We start from the raw sequence: 19,162 nt of genomic DNA, 5'->3' as shown, positions 1-19,162 counted from the left end.
CATGAAAACGGTCTTCCGGGTTGCGCTGGGTATTCTCCTGCTTATTTGCGGGATGGTAGCCGGGTTCTACTTCTGGGGGCAGCAGCCCAATCTTTCCAAGGCCGACCACGTGATGTTGCGTGCAGACAGCAGCTATCTGGCTGTCGGAGTAACGGATAGGGATACCGTGTTTTCCATCCTAACCTATAACATCGGCTACCTCAGTGGGATGACCAATAATGAAGCGGTGAAACGGGAACAATCCCTGTTTGACGGTAATCTTCAGAAGGCCCGAAACCTATTGGCCGACCTTTCCCCGGATGTGGTATGCCTGCAGGAAATTGATTACGGAAGCAGCCGGAGCTATCAGGTTGATCAAGAGGAGACGCTGGCCGATACCATATACCCATTCGTAGCGAGGGCGGTCAATTGGGATAAGCGATATGTACCCTTTCCCTATTGGCCCCCCAGCATGCATTTTGGCAAAGTCATTTCGGGTCAATCCATCCTATCTAAATTTCCGATGTGGGGGCATTCGGTGGATACATTGGCTGCCGTAGCTTCGGCGCCATTTTATTACCGTGCTTTTTACCTGAATCGGCTGGCACAGGTAGCCAAGTTATTGATACAGGGTAGCGAAGTAATTGTCATCAACGTGCATTTGGAAGCATTTGATCGGGATACGCGCGATCAGCATACCCACGCTGTGCTGCAATTGTACCAGCAGTACAGTAACCAGTATCCTACCGTGATGGTAGGCGATTTTAATAGCAGCCCCGATGAGGTCAATCCAACGATCAGCACGATGCTTCGGGAAAATTTGGGTACGGTCGACCTGGGCAACGTTTTTAAGATTCCGTATACTTACAGCAGTGACAATCCTACTTCCAGGCTGGACTATATCTTTTATAACGATGCGCTTGAACTGGTAACAGGCCGGGTAGTCACGGAGGCTGGCCAGATTTCTGACCACTTACCCGTCTGGGCGGTTTTCCGGCTTGCCCTAAAATAACGAGCTATATTCATTTTCACTTAATGATGGCTTAACGCGGCAAGGGTAGCTTTGTATGGATAACGCGATTATTTAATGGAGCCATTGATCAACAGGGAAGTAGTTGCTAAAGCAGCTGGAATAGACAAGCTGCCCGTTCCCGGACTCGATCGTCTGTTGATGTCTTTGATGCAACTCGATCGTTTTAATGTTGAATTCGATAAAGTGCGCCACCTACAGGGCTCCGATTTTATCGACGGCGTGCTTGAGCTGTTGGGTATACACGTCGATATCAGCCAGGCCGATCTCGAAAGGGTACCCCGATCCGGATCATTCATCGTAGTGGCCAATCATCCCTATGGAGGAATAGAAGGACTGATTCTGCTCAAAATTCTCGGCGCGGTACGGCCCGAAACGAAGGTGATGGCGAATTTCCTGCTGCAGCATATCCCGAATCTGAACAACTATTTCATTGGGATCAATCCCTTCCATGAAGAAGCACACCCCTCCAATGTTGCGGCTATCCGGCAAGTATTGGCATCGGTAAAAAAAGGAATACCCGTGGTGGTATTTCCAGCCGGCGAGGTGTCTTCCTACCAACCCGCTTTGCAACAGGTTGCGGACAAGCGCTGGCATCCGGTGGTTGGCAAATTGCTGATCAAAGCGGATGTGCCCGTGATACCGGTTTTCTTTCACGGCCACAACAGCTTGCTGTTCAATATCCTGGGGTTGGTTCATCCGAAGCTGCGGACGGCCCGTTTACCGGCGGAGCTTTTTAACAAGAACGGGCATACGGTGCATATGCGGATCGGTATGCCCATCATCCCGAAGAAGTTGCTGGAGTATATTCAGCCCAAAGCCATACTGGATTATGTACGTGCCCGGACGTATGCGCTGGGAACGGACATCCCCAAGGGCAGATGGGAATGGCTGGAACGGGGCATTTTCAAACTGCCCAAAAAGCCGGAAGCTGTTGTTCAGCCCGTGCCGTCAGCGGCTATCGTGCAGGAAATCCAGGGACTGGAGGACCGGAAACTGCTTTCCGTGAGTAACTTCGATGTTTTTCTGGCAGAAGCACAGCGGATCCCTTTCCTTATGCGAGAGATCGGGCGACTGCGGGAGCTTACCTTCAGGGGGGTGGGCGAGGGAAGCAACCGGGCGATCGATCTGGATGTTTTTGACCTATACTACCGCCATTTGTTTGTATGGGACCGGAGCAAGCAGCAGCTGGTGGGGGCTTACCGCGTAGGCTTGGGCGAAGAATTGTTGTACAGCCATGGCAAACGGGGACTTTACCTCTCGCAGTTATTCAAAATTGATAAGGGGCTCTTACCCCTCTTAAAAGAAAGCATGGAACTGGGCCGCAGTTGGATACGCGAACAGTACCAGCAATCGGCGATGCCGCTGTACTTATTGTGGAAAGGCATTGCCTGCTGTCTGGAAAAATATCCGACGTATCGTTACCTGATTGGCCCTGTCAGCATCAGTGGCGACTTTTCTCGCTTTTCCCGCTCAGTGATTGTCGCGTTTATCCGGCGCAACTGTTACGATGAAACGCTGGCCGCCCTGGTGCAACCGCGGAAAAAGTTCAAACCCACTTTAATGAAAATGAATATCGACGCCCTGCTAGATAACCCGACTTCGCTCTCATCCTTGGAAAAATTGATCATGGACGTCGAAAAACCCAGCCTGCGTTTTCCTGTGTTGCTTAGACATTACCTACGCCTTGAAGCCAAAATCATCGCTTTTAATGTGGATCCGAAATTCAATTACTGTCTGGATGGGTTAATCGTATTCGATCGTACTAAAATGGACGCTGCGATGGAGAGACGATTTTTCGGGTCTGCTAACGGTGGTACTGAATCCCGGGAGGAAGCGGTTAAACCATCTTGAACCGATAAATAAGCAAACTATAGTTTGCCTTAAACTTTTACATATTTACTAGGGGTTTTCTAGGGAATTTATAAGGGATTATAAGGTTTTTATACCTATTAATTATTTATAATATTACTTGTTTTTTAATAGTAATTTTGATTTTATATTACAGATTTCTTCTGTTTCCTATCGGTAATAGTACATGCCATCCTTTCTTCCAACAACGTCCTATAACTGAGAACGACATAAATGACTAACAATAATTTAATATTAGGGTGATATCCCAATAGTAAGTTTGTACGCGTCGTGGTTGCCGCCCGGATTCTATCGTAACTGCAATAGGCTTGTTGAAATTACAGTATATCGGTTGCATGAGGGCTACGTTAAACAACGTTCGAATGAAAAGAAGCGATACTCAAATCTGTGATAGCGAATTGGTATCCCGGCTCCGGGAAGGCAATGAAAGTGCATTTACATTAATTTACGAGCGGTATTGGCGGGAATTGTATAATAAGGCGTACAAGCGGCTGATGGATTATGAACTGGCATTTGATATTGTACAGGAAATCTATTGCGATCTTTGGGCAAGGCGGTTTGAACTGGAGATCCCTCATTTACCTGCATACCTCCACCAAGCGGTGAAATTTCAGGTATATAAGGCCATTCGCAAAGGCAAGTCCACTGCGCAGTTTTTCGAGCGGTTCGAGCGGCTGTCCAACACGGCCGCAGCGGATGTATCGCTCCTTGAAAAAGAGCTTCATGAAAGGCTCCACCAGTGGCTCGCTAAACTGCCTGACAATAAACGGCGACTGTTCAAGATGCGGTATGAAGAAGAAAAAAGTACCTCTGAAATTGCGGGCATCATGAACATTTCGCAGAAGACCGTCCAAAACCAATTGTCGCTCACCCACCTCGACTTAAAAACCAAGCTCTTATCCCTATTATTATAAAAAAGTAAAAATTTTTTCGGGAAGAAATCCACTTTGCGGTATGTCTTTATAAAAAGGGAAGATGGTGGTACGGCCACTTGATCCGGCAAGATGGAGAAAAGAAAAGCATTCGAACAACTGATCGATAAATACGTGCAGGGTATCCCGTTGTCTAAGGAAGAGCAGGCGCTTTTGGATAGTTATTTCGATGCTTTTGATAGCCGGGATGCCATACTTGATGAACTGCCCGAAGCCCGCGTGGAAGAAATCAAAGAGCGGCTGGAACAGACGCTTTCTACAACAATGATGCACCCAACGCACCCTCCGCATGAACAAAAAAAGGCGGCTTGGCCCAAAAAATACCTTGGCCTGGTAGCCTGCTTGCTGTTAGTTTCCGGTTTTGCATGCTATTTCATGATCAATCGAAAGATATTATCTGTCAACAACAGCGGCCACAAAGAAATACAGTATGTGGGGGAAGTATTCGCCAGTCATGACGGAATAAGGCAGGTATTACTTCCCGATGGTACGTTGGTGTCCCTTAACCGGAACAGTGAATTGCGGTTAGCCGCAGGATTCGGCCAGGATAACCGTCATGTCAGTTTGGAAGGAGAAGGGTATTTCGACGTAGCCCACGATGCCCGGCAGCCATTTGTCATAAATGGCAGGCAAATGACCATACAGGTGCTGGGCACAACATTTATAGCAAAAAGCGCGGCTTCCGAACAATCAGTAGGCTTGCTGACAGGTAAAGTGCAGGTACTCCATCGGTCACAACAGCTTACGTTGGAGCCCGGTGAATTTGCTATACGCGGAGCAGACAGCAACTCATTCAGCAAAGAAAGGAAAGACGTTGCATCGCTGTTAACTTGGAAACCTCAAACTTTCGAGCTAACCAACATCACGATGGCTGAATTGGCGGATTTCATTGCCAAACGGTATGATATGAAACTCGAATTCACCAACAACGATTTACGTAGATGCCGTATCACCCATACGCTGGCCGGAGATGAAACCTGGGAGGAATTGTTGAGTGTCGTCAGTTTGGTCAACCAGTTTACGTATCAGGTTAAAAGAAATCGGATCGTCATCACCGGTGGCGGATGCGCGGAAACAAATTAATCAAAAAATATATGGAAGGAGATACGATGGAAATAACATAACCCTGACAATAAAAAAACGGCATGAACCGGAGGAAAGCCGGCGCATGCCCACGTTTTAAATAATCGTTCGAAAATCATTTAAAAACAGTGACTAAGATATGAAAAAATCATCTCGTGGGAAAACTATTGCTTTTTTTCTACGACAGCTATCAAGCAAACGTACCCTCCTCATGCGTACCTTTTTGATACTTATCGCCACATTCAGTACGGTATTCCAATTGTTGTCGGCCTCACCGGCCCATGCGCAGCACCTGAAAAAAAACAAAGTAAGCTTTTCTGTGGTTAATCAACCATTGGGGCAAACGATTAAGCAACTTGCACAGCTGTCCGGCTTGTCCTTCACCTATAACGAAGAACAACTAAATCAGTTTCGGGTAAGCGTATCATCCCGTTCGGAATCTGTAGAGCGGGTATTAGTGAAATTATTGTCTGGCCTTCCCTTGGTTTATAAAGAGGTCAACGGAAAAGTGGTGGTCTATGCCAGCCGGCAGTACAATGCTACGTTGGCGCAGGAAAAGATTGAGGTCAAGGGATCGGTCATGGACTCATTGGGAAATCCCATGCAAGGGGTTTCCGTTGCCGTGGAGGATCATCCAACGGCCGGCACCTATACAGACGCCAACGGGATGTACATTGTGCAGGTGCCGGCTGCTTCGGCAACGTTGGTGTTTTCCATGGTGGGCTACCAGAAACAAACGATTCAGGTAACCCAATCCCGGGACCTTGACATTGTTTTAGCGCCCGGTGCGGCCGATTTGGACGAAGTGGTGGTTGTGGGATACGGCGTGCAGAAGAAAGCAAGTGTGATCGGTGCAATATCGACAGTTTCAAAAGACCTGCTGTTGGCGCCGGTTTCCAAAGTGTCGAGCAGTTTGGCCGGCAAACTGTCCGGGGTCATCGCCATCCAGCGAAGCGGGGAGCCCGGAGCGGGGTCTACCTTTTGGATCCGTGGGGTCAGTACATTGGGAACGGCCAATCCGCTGGTACTGGTGGATGGGATCGAACGGGATATTGACCTGGTGGATCCGGAAGACATCCAGGAATTTTCCATCTTAAAAGATGCCGCCGCGACGGCTGTCTACGGGGTCAGGGGAGCCAATGGCGTTGTATTGATTACCACGCGGTCGGGGAAAATCGGTCAGCCACAGATTTCTGTAAAGGCCGAGCAGGGCTTTCTCAGTCCTACAAATATTCCGGAAATGGCTAATTCCGTGCAGTTTGCGGAAATGTACAATGCAGCCAGTGGATTTGACTATTTCCCCGCAGCAGCCGTTGAAGCCTACCGGACGGGTTCGGATCCCGACCTGTATCCCAATGTCGATTGGATAAACGAATTATACAAGAATTATTCAAACAATAACCGGGTCAACCTCAATGTGAGCGGTGGGTCCAACACGGTCAACTACTATGTGTCGGGTGGCTATTATGGTGAAAACGGCCTTTTTAAGGCAGACAACCTGAAAGCTTACAACACCTCCAACTTCTACCGGGCTTACAATTTCCGTTCCAACGTAGATGTACAGATTTTTAAGTATACTAAACTGAACATCAACCTGACGACCAAGTTTGAGCGGAAAAACGATCCCGGTTCGGCCAGTGGTACGATCTGGGACTATGCGCTTAAAACGACCCCCAATTCGTTTCCCATGGTATATTCCAACGGGTTATTTCCCGGGCCGGGAGACATGCAGGGATATAACCCCTATGCACTGCTCACGCAAACCGGCTACCGGGAAGCATTCTGGAATAATGCACAGTCGTTGTTTGGTATTACCCAGGATCTGGGTGAGTATGTGACCAAAGGCCTGTCTTTGAATCTGAAAGCTTCGTTTGACGCGTTGAATTACAGCGCACACAACCGTACGCGCACAGCCGAGCAATGGATCGCTACAGGAAGGGATGAAAACGGTGAATTGGAGATGGTGAGACGTGTGGAAGGACAGCAGACACTCAACTATTCCGAAACCCGTACGGGTACGAGAAGGTTTTATCTGGAGGCTTCTGCAAATTACGCGCGCAGTTTCGGAGAGCACAATTTGGGCGGACTGCTGCTTTACCAGCAATCCCAGCGCAACGAGGTGGGCGTGGCTACGTCTCAGTTGGCCCTCCCTTACAAAAACCAGGGAATTGCGGCCCGGTTGACATACGACTACGCCAACAGGTATTTCATCGAGGGCAATTTCGGGTACAATGGGTCGGAAAATTTCTCTCCGGGCAAGCGATTCGGGTTCTTCCCATCGATAGCCCTGGGGTGGATGATCTCCAATGAACCGTTTTTTAGCCCACTCACCGACGTGGTCAGCATGTTCAAACTGAGGGGCTCCCTGGGTACTGTGGGCAACAATGAAATCGGTGGTAACCGGCGCTTTATTTATTTAGAGACTATCAATTCAGGAAATTCCGGGATCGGATTCGGAGAAGGAGCGGGAGCACAACCCACTTATGCTGTGGGCGATTGGGCCAATGACAATGTAAGCTGGGAAAAGGCCCGGAAACTGAACGTCGGTGTGGATTTGTCGTTTTTCAATGCTCTGAACCTGCAGGCCGATTATTTCCGGGAGAACCGGACGGGTATTTTCCTGCAACGGGGCACCATTCCTTCTTATGTCGGGATCAGCACCACACCCTACGTCAATATCGGTGAAATGCGCAACTCCGGGGTCGATCTGTCGCTTCGGTACAACCAGACATTGGGTGAGGTCTTTCTTTCCGGATTGGCTAACTATACGTTCGCGCGCAACATCGTTCTGAACCAGGACCAACCGGAATATGACGATCCTTATCTGTACAGCACCGGGCAGGCACGCTGGCAGCAATTTGGATACATTGCCGCAGGGCTGTTCCAAAATCAGGAGGAAATCGATGCGTGGCCTGTACAAAATGTGGGCGGGCAGGTGCAGCCGGGTGATATCAAATACCTGGACCTGAACGGAGACGGTGTGGTGAATACCTTCGACCGGAAGGCGATTGGTTATACCAACGTGCCGGAGGTAGTGTACGGCTTTGGCCTGTCGGCACGCTGGAAAGCCTTCGATGCGTCGCTCTTCTTTCAGGGAAATGGCAACGTGAACTTCCTGTTCCAATCAGACCTGACCAACCCGATTACGGCACGTAATATGAATGAATCGGGTATTTTTGCAGACGTGGTCGACAACTACTGGACTCCGGAGAATCCGGATGCCAAATACCCGCGCCTGACTACGGCTCCCAACCCCAACAACAACGTAGCATCCTCCTTCTGGATGGCGGACGGATCGTACCTTCGGCTGAAAAATGCCGAATTGGGTTATCTCCTCCCCGAAAGGCTCATGCAGAAGGCCCGGATCAAGGGGTTGCGGATTTACGTATCAGGTGTGAACCTATTGACGTTTGCCAACTTTAAGCTATGGGATCCCGATTTACAAACCGGAGCCACCACGTTCCCACCGAATCGGATTTTCAATATAGGATTAAACATGAGTTTATAACACAAGACATGAAACGTATCTTTATATACCTCGTTTTCTTCGGTTTGTTGGCGCTCTCCGGCTGCGAGAAATACTTAGAGAGGCAGCCCGACGATGCATTGACGGCAGCAGACATCTTCCTGAAAGAAGAATCGACCCGGGAATACCTGATGAATGTGTATTCCTACATGCCCCGGGAAAATGAACACAATGGCGATTTTCATCCCTGGGAGGGGTCATCCGATGAAGCAACGATTGCCTACATCGGAAGGCCATTTGCCGCCATCAATCAAGATCTGTGGTCTCCATCGAGCAACAACTATAGCAACCGCTTTTACGATCAATACTACAAAGGCATCCGGGAGGCTACCTATTTCATGCAGCATGTATTTGAAAGCCCGCTTAGCGAGACTGAGGCAGCCATCTGGTACAGCGAAGCCCGATTTCTCCGCGCATTTTATTATTACAATTTGATGCGTCTGTATGGACCGGTCTTTCTGCTTGGCGATGAACTGGTCGATTTCAATGATCCCAACCTGGGCGATCGCGAACGGAATACATGGGATGAGTGCGTCAACTTTGTGGTTGCTGAATTGGATGCCAGTGCCGAGCAATTGCCGGCATCGTGGGGGGCAGAATGGTGGGGACGGGCTACTAAAGGCGCGGCTATGGCCACCAAAGCCCGGTTGCTTCTCTATGCAGCCCGGCCGCTGTTTAATGGGGCCGACATCTATAAGGGCGTGATCGGCCGGAACGGACCGCTGTTTCCGACCGGTTATGACGCCGGCAAGTGGCAACTGGCGGCCGCGGCCAATAAAGCTGTTATTGATCTAGGGCGTTACTCACTCATGGGCGAAAGGGAGATGGATAATGCCGATTACGACCCCTATGCGGCACTGCATGATCTGTACAACACCCGAACAGGCGAGAACACGGAGTACATCTTCACGATGGAAGGATCGGCCTACGGGTTTAGGAGAAATTCATCCCCGCAGGTGGTACAGGGCTACGGAGGTGTGGGCCTTACACAGAAATTGGTGGATGCATTTGCCATGGACAATGGGCGTTATCCCATTACGGGGTATACCAACAGCGGGGCGGTTCCCGTCATCGATCCCCAATCAAATTACTCGGAAACGGGCTTTTCGATGTTCAGGCACCCGATTTTCGGAGTTGAACTCAATACCTTTAAGATGTATCAGAACCGGGAACCCCGGTTTTACCGGAATATTTTCTGGAGCGGGTTGCCATGGATCGATGGAAACGGTGCCCGGAAGATTGATGATATCCAATTTTACCGCAACGGCAACTCCGGCCCCGGCACGAGCCACAACTACCCGCCCACGGGATATACCGGGCAGAAGTTTATCGACCCGACGGTCAGCTACCGGTCAGACAACTGGGGAATCTTGTCATGGCCGGTATTCCGGTACGCAGAGACCCTGCTCAACTACGTGGAAGCATTGAACGAGTACGATCCCCAGCATGCCGATATACTTTTCTACCTCAACAAAGTGAGGAGAAGAGCTGGCGTGCCCAATATCGAGGAGATATATCCCGATGCTGTGGGCAACCAACAGCACATGCGGGAGCTGATCCGGCACGAGCGCTTTATTGAACTTTGTTTTGAGAACAACCGATTTTTTGATACCCGCACATGGATGATCGCGGAGGAGGAAAACAACGGACCCATATACGGTATGAATATATGGGGGGCATCCAACCACCTGCCTACCAGTGATTTTTGGAAACGTACGGTGGTGCAACAGGAGGGTGGATATACCGGAATCCGGATTTTTACGCCTAAATGCTACCTGTTTCCTTTTCCGGAAAAAGACGTGACACTCATGGATTTTACGCAAAATCTCGGATGGTAAATCGCAAGGATTAAAAAATTAACTAGTTGAACGAAAATCGAATGAACATGCGCAATATATCAACAGGAATAGCGGCATTGCTATTTATGGCCCTATTCTTTTCTTGTGAAAAACGGCATATCGATGACAACATTCCGGCTTCGGTCGTTAATTTTTCCAGAGCCGGACTACGGATCTCCGAGTTCTACGACGTGGAGGGTGTGCATACCGACACATTTTATGTCACGAATGCAGGGTTCGAGATACCCGCCGATATTGACGTGACTGTCGCTGTCGACGAAACCGGGCTGGGCGCTTATAACGAAAGCAATGGAACGGACTACCAACTGCTGCCCCCGTCATGTTATGCGTTGGAGCAGGTTTCCGGCAAAGTGACCGCCTCCCACAGAACGCACCCATTTTTGGTGGTGTTTGACTGCGAGGCGTTCGGGCAGTTGGAAAATCCAAGCCAGTATGTTTTACCGATCAGGTTGAGCGGCAGTCAGCCGGAAGCGATCGGCGAACAATCCCTCTTGATTGTCCAGCCCCATATGTTGGAAGCTCAATTGGCATTGGATGGTGCGGGCGTTACCGAGGTAAGGCTGCCCGATGCTCCGGAAACGCCGGAATACCGTTTTACGGTGTCTGCCGGTTTTGAAAGCCGATGGGACATCAACTTTGAGTTGATAGAAGGACAAGCCGTATTGGATGAGTATAATGCCGCCCACCAAACAAATTACCGCGCGTTGCCGGAGCAGGCCTACACGTTGGAATCCGCTACTTCTCTGTCCGCGGGCGTGTCGTCGGCAGACGTCACGTTTTCCCTGCGTAAGGCAGACGTGCCTGCGGGCGTCTATGCAATCGCGGTCAAGCTGCAAAGCGGCGACATAGACGGCAGATCGATTGGCATTGATGCTGACAATATCGGCATCATCCGGATCAACAATGGCAGCACGACCCAACGATTGGACCGGTCGGCGTGGAGCATCAGCTTTTTTGACTCGTATGGGGCGACGGATGTACCGGAAAAAATGTTGGATGGCGACGCCGGTTCATTTTGGCAGCCCGCCTGGAATGCATCCCATTTCGGAACGACAACGCTTCCATTTACCGTCGTTGTCGATATGGGAGCGCAAACCACCCTCGAAGGATTTGAACTTTGGCGCCGTCCCGGAACGTATGCTTCCGACCTAAGAGGCGGTGTGTTCGAAGTGTCGACCGATGGGATAAGCTGGAAACAGGCAACCCCATTTGATTGCGGTGACGTTAATAATAAAAATGAAGGGCCTTTGTATTTCTACTGCGAGCCGGCAACGTGCCGGTACGTGCGGATATACATCACGGCGTCCAATCGAAATAATACTTCTAATATGGCCGAGTTTTTCACCTTAGGTAACTAAAAATAGCATCGATGAACACGTACACAGGATTTGTAAAACTTTCATTTTTATGGGTGATTGGCTGTTTTGCCTGCGAGGCACAGCAAACAGACAAGAAACCCGATGGCATCGAATTATTCGCATGTGGCGACGATCAGGTTCTGATGCTAGCGGTCGACTCCAGCTTTCAGAAAGTGGATACCGTTTGGACATGGCGGGCTTCTGAGACCGTCGGATTACCGGGTGAATATTTGTCCTTGCTGAAAACCATGGATGACTGCAAACCCATCGAGAACGGCAACGAACTATTGTTGACTTCCTCTTCCGGGGCCGCATTGGTGTTGGAACGGAGCACGAAGAAAGCGTTGTTTTATGCGAAGGCAGCCAACGCACATTCCATTGAGGCCCTCCCGGGAAACCGGATTGCCGTAGCGTTATCTATCGCCCCTGGAGGTAACCGGATAGCGCTTTACGACCGCAGCAAACCCGATGAAGTCCTGTTTTCCGATAGCTTGTATTCCGGACATGGTGTGGCGTGGGTGCCGGAAAAAAATAGGTTGTATGCGCTGGGGTATGACGAACTGAGAGCCTATGCACTGGCCGATTGGGATACGGACGCGCCGAAACTGGTGTTGGCGGGAAAATGGGCGTTGCCCGATAAAGACGGGCATGACCTTTCCCGGGTTTCGGGAAGCAGCTTACTGCTATCTACTCATGGAAATGTGTGGCTGTTCGATCTCGACAACGAAACGTTTGGGCCATTTGGGCCGTTGGAAGGGATGCACGATGTGAAATCGGTATCCTACAACGAAGCAACACAACGGCTTATTTATACGAAGGCCGAAATCAGCTGGTGGACGCACCACATTTACTCCGGGCATCCTGACGGGGTAGTGGAAGTACCGCAAATCAATATGTATAAAGTGCGTGTGCCTTAGAATTAATATTAGCATAATATAGTGTGTCTATCTTTGCTTACATGCAGGGAGACGGCAACAGAACAGAATCGGAGCTGCTTGAAGGTGTCAGGAATGATGTTCCCGGCACATTTGAGCAGCTTTTTAATACCCACTGGGAAGATCTGTATCGGTTGGCATATCATCGCCTGCATGTCCAAAGTGAGGCGGAAGACATCGTGCAGGATATTTTCACCGATGTCTGGAGCCGTCGGCATTCGCTTGCCATAAAAACGTCAATTCGTACTTATTTGCGGGGAGCGTTGAAATACCAGCTCATCAAACGAGCGAGCAGGGCCGATCTGCAACAGCAGGCCATGGCGCATTTGCTGCACCGGATGGAAACCATTGAAGCTTCTGTGATGGATATGATGGCGGCTGGTGAAATCAATCGTACACTGCATGAAGCTGTTCAGCGATTTCCCGAAAATATGCGTCGGATTTTTCTGATGCGGGCAGAGGAATTTACAGTCGCTGAAATCGCAACGGCGCTTGGACTATCCGAACAAACGGTTAAAAACAATACCACAGACGCCTTGCGTCGCCTGCGGGTGGTACTAGCCCAAAAGCATCCAGATATTCCTCCGTCTTTCTATCTCCTTCTGACATTGTTTATCAAAAGTTAACAATTTAACAACGATTTGTTGAAGTACCTGACGGCTCGCTTGTGCACTATGCAAGTGTAACAAGGTAAACAGGTGAAGTTAGCTACATTACAGAAACTATTAAAGAAATACCATGACGGCACGGCCACTGAGGCCGAGCAATATGTGGTAGACCGATGGTACGAATCTTTTGCGAACTCAAAGGTCCCCCCCGGCCTGGAGAGCGAAACCCAAAAAGCAGCGCTGAAATCGCGGATATGGCAAGGTATTCCGAACCAAAGCAGATACATTCCTTGGTTTAAACGTAGCGGATTCAGGATAGCTGCCGGTGTAGCATTGGCATTATCGATTTCTATTTGGTTGTATATCATCAAAGATCGCATCGGGCGACAAACGGATCAGGTTGTCAGAACGGGGGAGCTTTCGGGTATCATCACAACGGGTAGCAGGCAACTGAAACAGGTGAAGTTGCCGGATAGCACACAGGTGTGGCTCAACGCCAATTCAAGACTGGAGGTGCTACCGGGTTACGGTAACGGCGAGCGGCGTATCCATTTGTCGGGTGAAGCTTTTTTTGAGGTAAAGGGGGCAGTTGTTCAACCATTTTTTGTAAAGATGAATGGCATTACTGTTACGGTGTTAGGTACTTCGTTCAATATCCAATCGTATGATGATGTGCAGGAGGTGAAAGTAACGGTAAGCACCGGTAAAGTGCTGGTAGCCGATACAACGTCCCGGAGGCTTTCCGTATTGAATGGGGGACAGCAGTTGGCTTATCGGAAAGCGAATGGATCATACCGAGTAGACAACGTGGCTGAAGCAAATAGTTATGCATGGCGAGTAGGAAAAGTAGTGCTTGACAGAGCAAGCTTCGAAGAGTTGGTCCAGGTATTCCACAATTTTTATGGCGTGCAGTTGATGACTGCCGACAAGCAGGTCGCGTCCTATCGATACAACCTCACCTTACAATCTAACTTTCGACAGGAAGAAGCTATGGAACTCATCTGTTCCATATTGCGTAAAAACTATAAAAAGGAGGACAACGGAAATGTAAGCATTTACTGAAAAACATAGCCACTGCAAAGTGCAGCCCCTGTGTTACGGCCAGTTAAGTAGTCATTAATAAAATTAATACCATAACATGAAATTGAGTATACTATTGCAGAAGCTTACTTGTACCTTACTGATAGTTATTGCGTCGTTCTTTGTCCAGTGTGTTTCTGCCCAATCATTCGTCTCCTCCGAATATCCGGATCGAATTACCCTTACGATATCAAAAGATCCGGTAAGGACTCAAACAGTCACCTGGCGTACGGACTCGTCCGTTTTAACTTCGAAAGCCCAGGTATGCCTTGACAACGGGACACCCATCCAGAATGCAGCAATACGGGAAATCGCAGCCGCTACAAAAACGCTGAAAGGCAAAGACGGCAGAACAGACCTATATCACCATGTTGTATTTGACCAGCTGGAGCCCGCCCACGTTTATGCATATCGGGTGGGGGACGGCGAGCATTGGAGCGAATGGTTTCAATTTAGAACGGCCTCAAATGACACCGAGCCATTTTCATTCATTTATCTGGGCGACGCACAGAACGACATCAAATCCGAATGGTCGAGGGTCATCCGGCAATCCTTCAGGCAACAGCCGGACGCTCGCTTCATCATTCACGCAGGCGATTTAATCAATAACGCTAATACGGACACCGAATGGGGGGAATGGCACTATGGAGCGGGGTTCATCCACGCGATGATCCCGGTGTTTCCCACACCGGGCAATCACGAACAAGGAGGAAGGGATTCGTTGAACAGACCTACCCTTGATCCGCATTGGACCACGCAGTTTACCTTGCCGGACAACGGTCCCGAGGAGGCTGTTTATTACGTGGATTACCAGGGGGTACGAATCATTTCCCTCAATTCGCAAACGATGGGAAAAGACCCCCAAGCACTGGATTCGCAGGCAAAGTGGCTCGAAGACGTACTGAAAAACAATCCGATGAAGTGGACGGTGATCACGTTGCACCACCCCATGTATACGACGGCAAAGCGCAGGGAAAGTGAAGACATGCAGGTAAAAGAACGCCTCAAAGCATTGTATGATCAGTATGGAGTGGATTTGGTATTGCAGGGCCACGATCATACCTATGCCAGAGGCAAGGGACCGAACGCCGTCGCCAAGGGACCGGTGTACATGCTATCCGTTGCCGGGCCAAAGATGTATGTTTCGGATTCCGACCGCTGGATGGATGTTGCACTGGAAAAAACGCAATTGTATCAAACCATTACCGTTACCAGCGGCAAACTGGTAGTTAAGGCATATAAAGCATCGGGCGAACTCTTCGATTCGTTTGAGCTGACCAAATAAATACACGCACGAAATGAAAGTAAGGAGGTCAAAAAGAAAATAATAGGAAATAAAAAAAGCACAGGTACTGCAAAGTGCAGCCCTGTGCCTGTAAAAAGTAGTAGTTGCGTTTGGCCACGGTACTACCACTTGTAGTCATTAACATGAGTAATAACTAATGCCCAAAAATAGGAAAAGTAAGGAAATTTCCTTCCGGTTTTGGGGCGACAGGAACAATAAATAAATGAAACGACAAATACTGCTATTGCAGAAGATTATGCGTATCACGTTGATCATGACCATAGCTGTTCTTATTACCGCGCAACTGCTGTTGGCAGCACGTTCTTCGGGACAAGTTTTGGATAAACGCGTTGATCTGACATACCGGAAAGCAAACTTATATACGGTAATCACGGATATTCAGCGGAAAGCGGCTGTTGAAATCGCCTTTACGGATAAGCTGGGGCTGGAAAAGATTATGGTAACGAACCTACGTTTTGAAAATGAAAAACTGGGGGATATTTTAAAAGCCATCCTCTACCAGAATGAAATAAACTTCGAGGAAAAATCGGGCACGGTGAGGCTGTATCCGATGCAGGCACCCGGACGTATCATCGGCCGCGTTACTGATGAAAAAGGACAGCCTTTGGCTGGGGCAAGCATCCGTATTATAGAGTTGAACCGGAGCATCACCACGGATGAAGATGGTAATTTCTCGGTTAGCGTGCCGCCCGGAAACTACCGGCTGGAGGTTTCCTACATCTCGTATTTGACCCAACAGAAAGCAGGAGTATCCGTGGTGGAGGGAGGAAGTACATCGGCAAATTTCACGTTGCAGGAAGATGTCGGCGAACTGAACGAAGTGGTGGTGACGGCGTTGGGTATCGAAAAGGCCAAGCGCAGCCTAAGCTATGCGACCGAACAGGTAAAGATGGAATCGATTTCGGATGTCCGGGATCCGAGTTTAGCCAGTTCGCTGTCGGGTAAGGTAGCGGGTGTTGCCATATCCAGTGCTTCCGCTACCCAGGGTGTCGGTGCAAGTTCTCGGATCGTTATCCGGGGGAACCGCTCCATTAATGGCAACAATCAGGCGTTGATTGTCGTTGACGGTGTTCCGTATAATAACAGTAAGGGATTGATAAGTGCAGGCGTAGGCGATTGGGACGTGGATTCTTTTGATGGTTTTTCCAATATCAACGCGGACGACATAGAAAGTATCAATGTGTTGAAAGGTCCCGCCGCCGCGGCATTATACGGCTCGGCTGCCAGCAACGGAGTATTGCTGATTACAACCAAAAAGGCGAAGGTCGGAACACCCAAAGTGCAGTTTAATTCCATTTCCACGGTTGATCTTCCTTACATGTATCCCGATTTTCAAAACGAGTACGGCCAAGGTACGGGAGGCGAATTTTCGACGACGGTAGCCGGTGGAAGTTGGGGGCCTCGGATGGATGGTCAATTGGTGACAGACTGGACCGGGGTGGAACAACCCTTTTCTCCGCAGGCAAACAACGTGCGGGACTTCTTCGCAAATGGATATAGTTTCACCAACTCCCTATCCTACAACACCACAGGTGAAAAGTCTACCGCATATTTTTCATACGCCAATACCTCCTCTAAGGGACTGATTGCGACAGATAAATTGCAGCGGAATAACCTGAATCTTCGATTGACAACGGAATTGTTGCCAAAGTTGAACCTGGATTTCAAAATCACGTATTTTAACCAACGCATGGCCAGCCGGACACCAACCGGTGACAATTATTTCAGTCCGATGCAAAGCATGATCCGCATGCCCCGTAGCCTCCGGACCGCGGATATCGGAAATTACGAGTACTACGCGGAAGACGGATCGTTGAAAGAGAATTTCTGGCTTCCGGAAGGGTCTACTGGGTTGAGCAACCCGTATTGGTCGATATACCGCCGCATCGCGCCGACCAACAGGGAACGTGTGACGTCATTTGCTTCGCTCCGATATGATTTCACGGATTGGTTGTCTGTACAGGGCAGGGTGTCGTTGGACAACATACACGACGATGCGGAAGAAAAAATCTATTGGGACGCGTTATATGTAAACGCAGGGAAAGGCAACTACTATACAGCCTTTTCAAATAGCCGGGCGCTGACCGGAGATGCAATGATTAACTTCCATAAAGCCTTTGAGAACGGGATAGAAGTCAGTGCGCTTGTCGGCAGTGAAATAAGGGATAACCAAGGGAGGTCGCAGTCGGCTACAACGAACGGCTTGACCGTCGAAAACAAATTTGCGATGGACTATGGCGCGGCCAACACAACGACAGATAGGGAATCGCACACGCAGGTACAAAGCGTATATGGTACGGCGCAAGTTGGGTACAAGTCGATGTTGTACGTGGATGTAACTGCCCGCAACGACTGGAATTCGACACTGCCCCCGCCCTACGACTATTTCTACCCCTCAGTAGGCGTCAGTGCCATTCTCTCTGATATGGTCAAATTGCCTGCGATCGTTTCCTTCGCCAAACTGAGGGGGTCATATGCCGAAGTAGGCAACGGCGTCGGATTTGCATCCATTTTCCAGACGTATGGAAGAACCACGGATGGGCCGATCGGACAAATCACCACGTCATCGACAAAAGTGGCGGAAGACCTTGTGCCCGAACGCTCTAAATCGTGGGAAGCCGGAGCCGAACTCCGGTTTTGGGCAAATCGTTTGTCGCTGGATTTCACCTGGTACCAATCAAATACGCTGAACCAGCTGATCAGCATTACTTCTCCCCCCACATCGGGATATACCGCCACCCAGATCAATACCGGGAACATCCAAAACCGGGGGATTGAGCTGATGATCAATGCAAGGTTGATGGAACGGGAAAATTTTAGTTGGGATGCCTATGGGGTATTTTCCCGCAATCGCAATGTGGTGAAAGAACTGTATAAAGACATACCGCGGTATGCACTCAGCATGGCTGATTTAGCGTTGGGCAATGCGTACGTGATGGCAGGCCGTCCCTATGGAGAGCTATATGGCAGGGCTTTCCTACGCGATGAGGCAGGCCGTATTATCGTGAGTGATACCGGAATACCGCTCATTACGGAACGGGACGATAACTATTTGGGTAATTTCAACTACGATTGGCAAAGCGGGATTACCAATGCCTTTCGTTTTAAACGTTGGCATGCCAGTTTCCTTGTCGACTTGAATTACGGCGGTGTGCGACAATCGGCCACTGAATCCCAATTGATGGCATTTGGAAACAGCAAGGCAACGCTGCATGGACGGGATGGGTTCATTTTCGACGGGGTAAAGCAAGACGGTTCGCCCAACGATGTGGTCATCACGGCCCAACAATACGGACAGACTGTGGGTGGTCGCAGTTCCAACGGTGTTCCCGTGGAGCTTTATAGCCACGATGCGACCAACGCCCGCTTGCGCGAGCTGTCCATTGGCTATTCCTTTCCGTTGAAACAGTTAGGCCTCATGAAAGCACTGCGAATATCGGCTGTTGGAAGAAATCTATTCTTCATATACAATGGAACCAAGTGGTTTGACCCCGATACCACCTACGATACAGACGCGAATGGTCAGGGTGCGGAAAATGCATTCATGCCGGGGACGCGGACATTGGGGATCAACATTAAATTATCACTGTAATA

At 49.4% G+C, this 19,162-nt stretch carries 12 protein-coding genes; all 12 read left to right on the top strand.

Annotated features, from left to right (window positions below; all coding sequences use genetic code 11):
- Position 1: 1 nt before the first annotated feature.
- Positions 2-991, top strand: coding sequence for an endonuclease/exonuclease/phosphatase family protein (locus IEX60_RS07425; protein WP_188749054.1), 990 nt, complete (start codon positions 2-4; stop codon positions 989-991).
- 75 nt (positions 992-1,066) lie between these two features.
- Entirely contained in the window at positions 1,067-2,863 is a 1,797-nt protein-coding gene (locus tag IEX60_RS07420; protein ID WP_188749052.1) for a bifunctional lysophospholipid acyltransferase family protein/GNAT family N-acetyltransferase, read from the top strand.
- Between the two features lie 380 nt (positions 2,864-3,243).
- Positions 3,244-3,795, top strand: a complete 552-nt coding sequence (locus tag IEX60_RS07415; protein ID WP_188749050.1) for an RNA polymerase sigma factor — start codon at positions 3,244-3,246, stop codon at positions 3,793-3,795.
- A gap of 90 nt (positions 3,796-3,885) precedes the next feature.
- Entirely contained in the window at positions 3,886-4,896 is a 1,011-nt protein-coding gene (locus IEX60_RS07410; RefSeq protein ID WP_188749048.1) for a FecR family protein, read from the top strand.
- Positions 4,897-5,035: 139 nt separating this feature from the next.
- Positions 5,036-8,404, top strand: a complete 3,369-nt coding sequence (locus IEX60_RS07405; protein ID WP_188749047.1) for a SusC/RagA family TonB-linked outer membrane protein — start codon at positions 5,036-5,038, stop codon at positions 8,402-8,404.
- An 8-nt stretch (positions 8,405-8,412) separates the two neighbouring features.
- A complete protein-coding gene (locus IEX60_RS07400) occupies positions 8,413-10,260 on the top strand; it encodes a RagB/SusD family nutrient uptake outer membrane protein (RefSeq protein WP_188749045.1) in 1,848 nt (615 codons plus the stop codon).
- 47 nt (positions 10,261-10,307) lie between these two features.
- Positions 10,308-11,639 carry a BT_3987 domain-containing protein gene (locus IEX60_RS07395; RefSeq protein ID WP_188749043.1) on the top strand — a complete coding sequence of 444 codons (1,332 nt, stop codon included), beginning with the start codon at positions 10,308-10,310 and terminating at the stop codon, positions 11,637-11,639.
- An 11-nt stretch (positions 11,640-11,650) separates the two neighbouring features.
- The gene (locus IEX60_RS07390; RefSeq protein ID WP_188749041.1) at positions 11,651-12,556 is read left to right on the top strand and encodes a DUF6528 family protein; all 906 of its coding nucleotides are present in this window, start codon (positions 11,651-11,653) and stop codon (positions 12,554-12,556) included.
- A 23-nt stretch (positions 12,557-12,579) separates the two neighbouring features.
- Positions 12,580-13,200 (top strand): RNA polymerase sigma factor, encoded by a 621-nt coding sequence (locus tag IEX60_RS07385; protein WP_229717464.1) that lies wholly within the window; start codon positions 12,580-12,582, stop codon positions 13,198-13,200.
- Positions 13,201-13,272: 72 nt separating this feature from the next.
- Positions 13,273-14,244, top strand: a complete 972-nt coding sequence (locus IEX60_RS07380; protein ID WP_188749039.1) for a FecR family protein — start codon at positions 13,273-13,275, stop codon at positions 14,242-14,244.
- 76 nt (positions 14,245-14,320) lie between these two features.
- Positions 14,321-15,547 (top strand): purple acid phosphatase family protein, encoded by a 1,227-nt coding sequence (locus IEX60_RS07375; protein WP_188749037.1) that lies wholly within the window; start codon positions 14,321-14,323, stop codon positions 15,545-15,547.
- Between the two features lie 223 nt (positions 15,548-15,770).
- Positions 15,771-19,160 (top strand): SusC/RagA family TonB-linked outer membrane protein, encoded by a 3,390-nt coding sequence (locus IEX60_RS07370; RefSeq protein ID WP_188749035.1) that lies wholly within the window; start codon positions 15,771-15,773, stop codon positions 19,158-19,160.
- The last annotated feature ends 2 nt before the right edge of the window (positions 19,161-19,162 follow it).

It is taken from the genome of Parapedobacter defluvii (genome assembly GCF_014642075.1).
Classification (GTDB): Bacteria; Bacteroidota; Bacteroidia; order Sphingobacteriales; family Sphingobacteriaceae; genus Parapedobacter; species Parapedobacter defluvii.
This window is presented reverse-complemented; position numbering and strand designations above follow the sequence as displayed.

Coding starts and splice junctions, on each gene's coding strand:
- IEX60_RS07425 (WP_188749054.1), top strand. CDS start 2: ATGAAAACGGTCTTCCGGGTTGCGCTGGGTATTCTCCTGCTTATTTGC.
- IEX60_RS07420 (WP_188749052.1), top strand. CDS start 1,067: ATGGAGCCATTGATCAACAGGGAAGTAGTTGCTAAAGCAGCTGGAATA.
- IEX60_RS07415 (WP_188749050.1), top strand. CDS start 3,244: ATGAAAAGAAGCGATACTCAAATCTGTGATAGCGAATTGGTATCCCGG.
- IEX60_RS07410 (WP_188749048.1), top strand. CDS start 3,886: ATGGAGAAAAGAAAAGCATTCGAACAACTGATCGATAAATACGTGCAG.
- IEX60_RS07405 (WP_188749047.1), top strand. CDS start 5,036: ATGAAAAAATCATCTCGTGGGAAAACTATTGCTTTTTTTCTACGACAG.
- IEX60_RS07400 (WP_188749045.1), top strand. CDS start 8,413: ATGAAACGTATCTTTATATACCTCGTTTTCTTCGGTTTGTTGGCGCTC.
- IEX60_RS07395 (WP_188749043.1), top strand. CDS start 10,308: ATGCGCAATATATCAACAGGAATAGCGGCATTGCTATTTATGGCCCTA.
- IEX60_RS07390 (WP_188749041.1), top strand. CDS start 11,651: ATGAACACGTACACAGGATTTGTAAAACTTTCATTTTTATGGGTGATT.
- IEX60_RS07375 (WP_188749037.1), top strand. CDS start 14,321: ATGAAATTGAGTATACTATTGCAGAAGCTTACTTGTACCTTACTGATA.
- IEX60_RS07370 (WP_188749035.1), top strand. CDS start 15,771: ATGAAACGACAAATACTGCTATTGCAGAAGATTATGCGTATCACGTTG.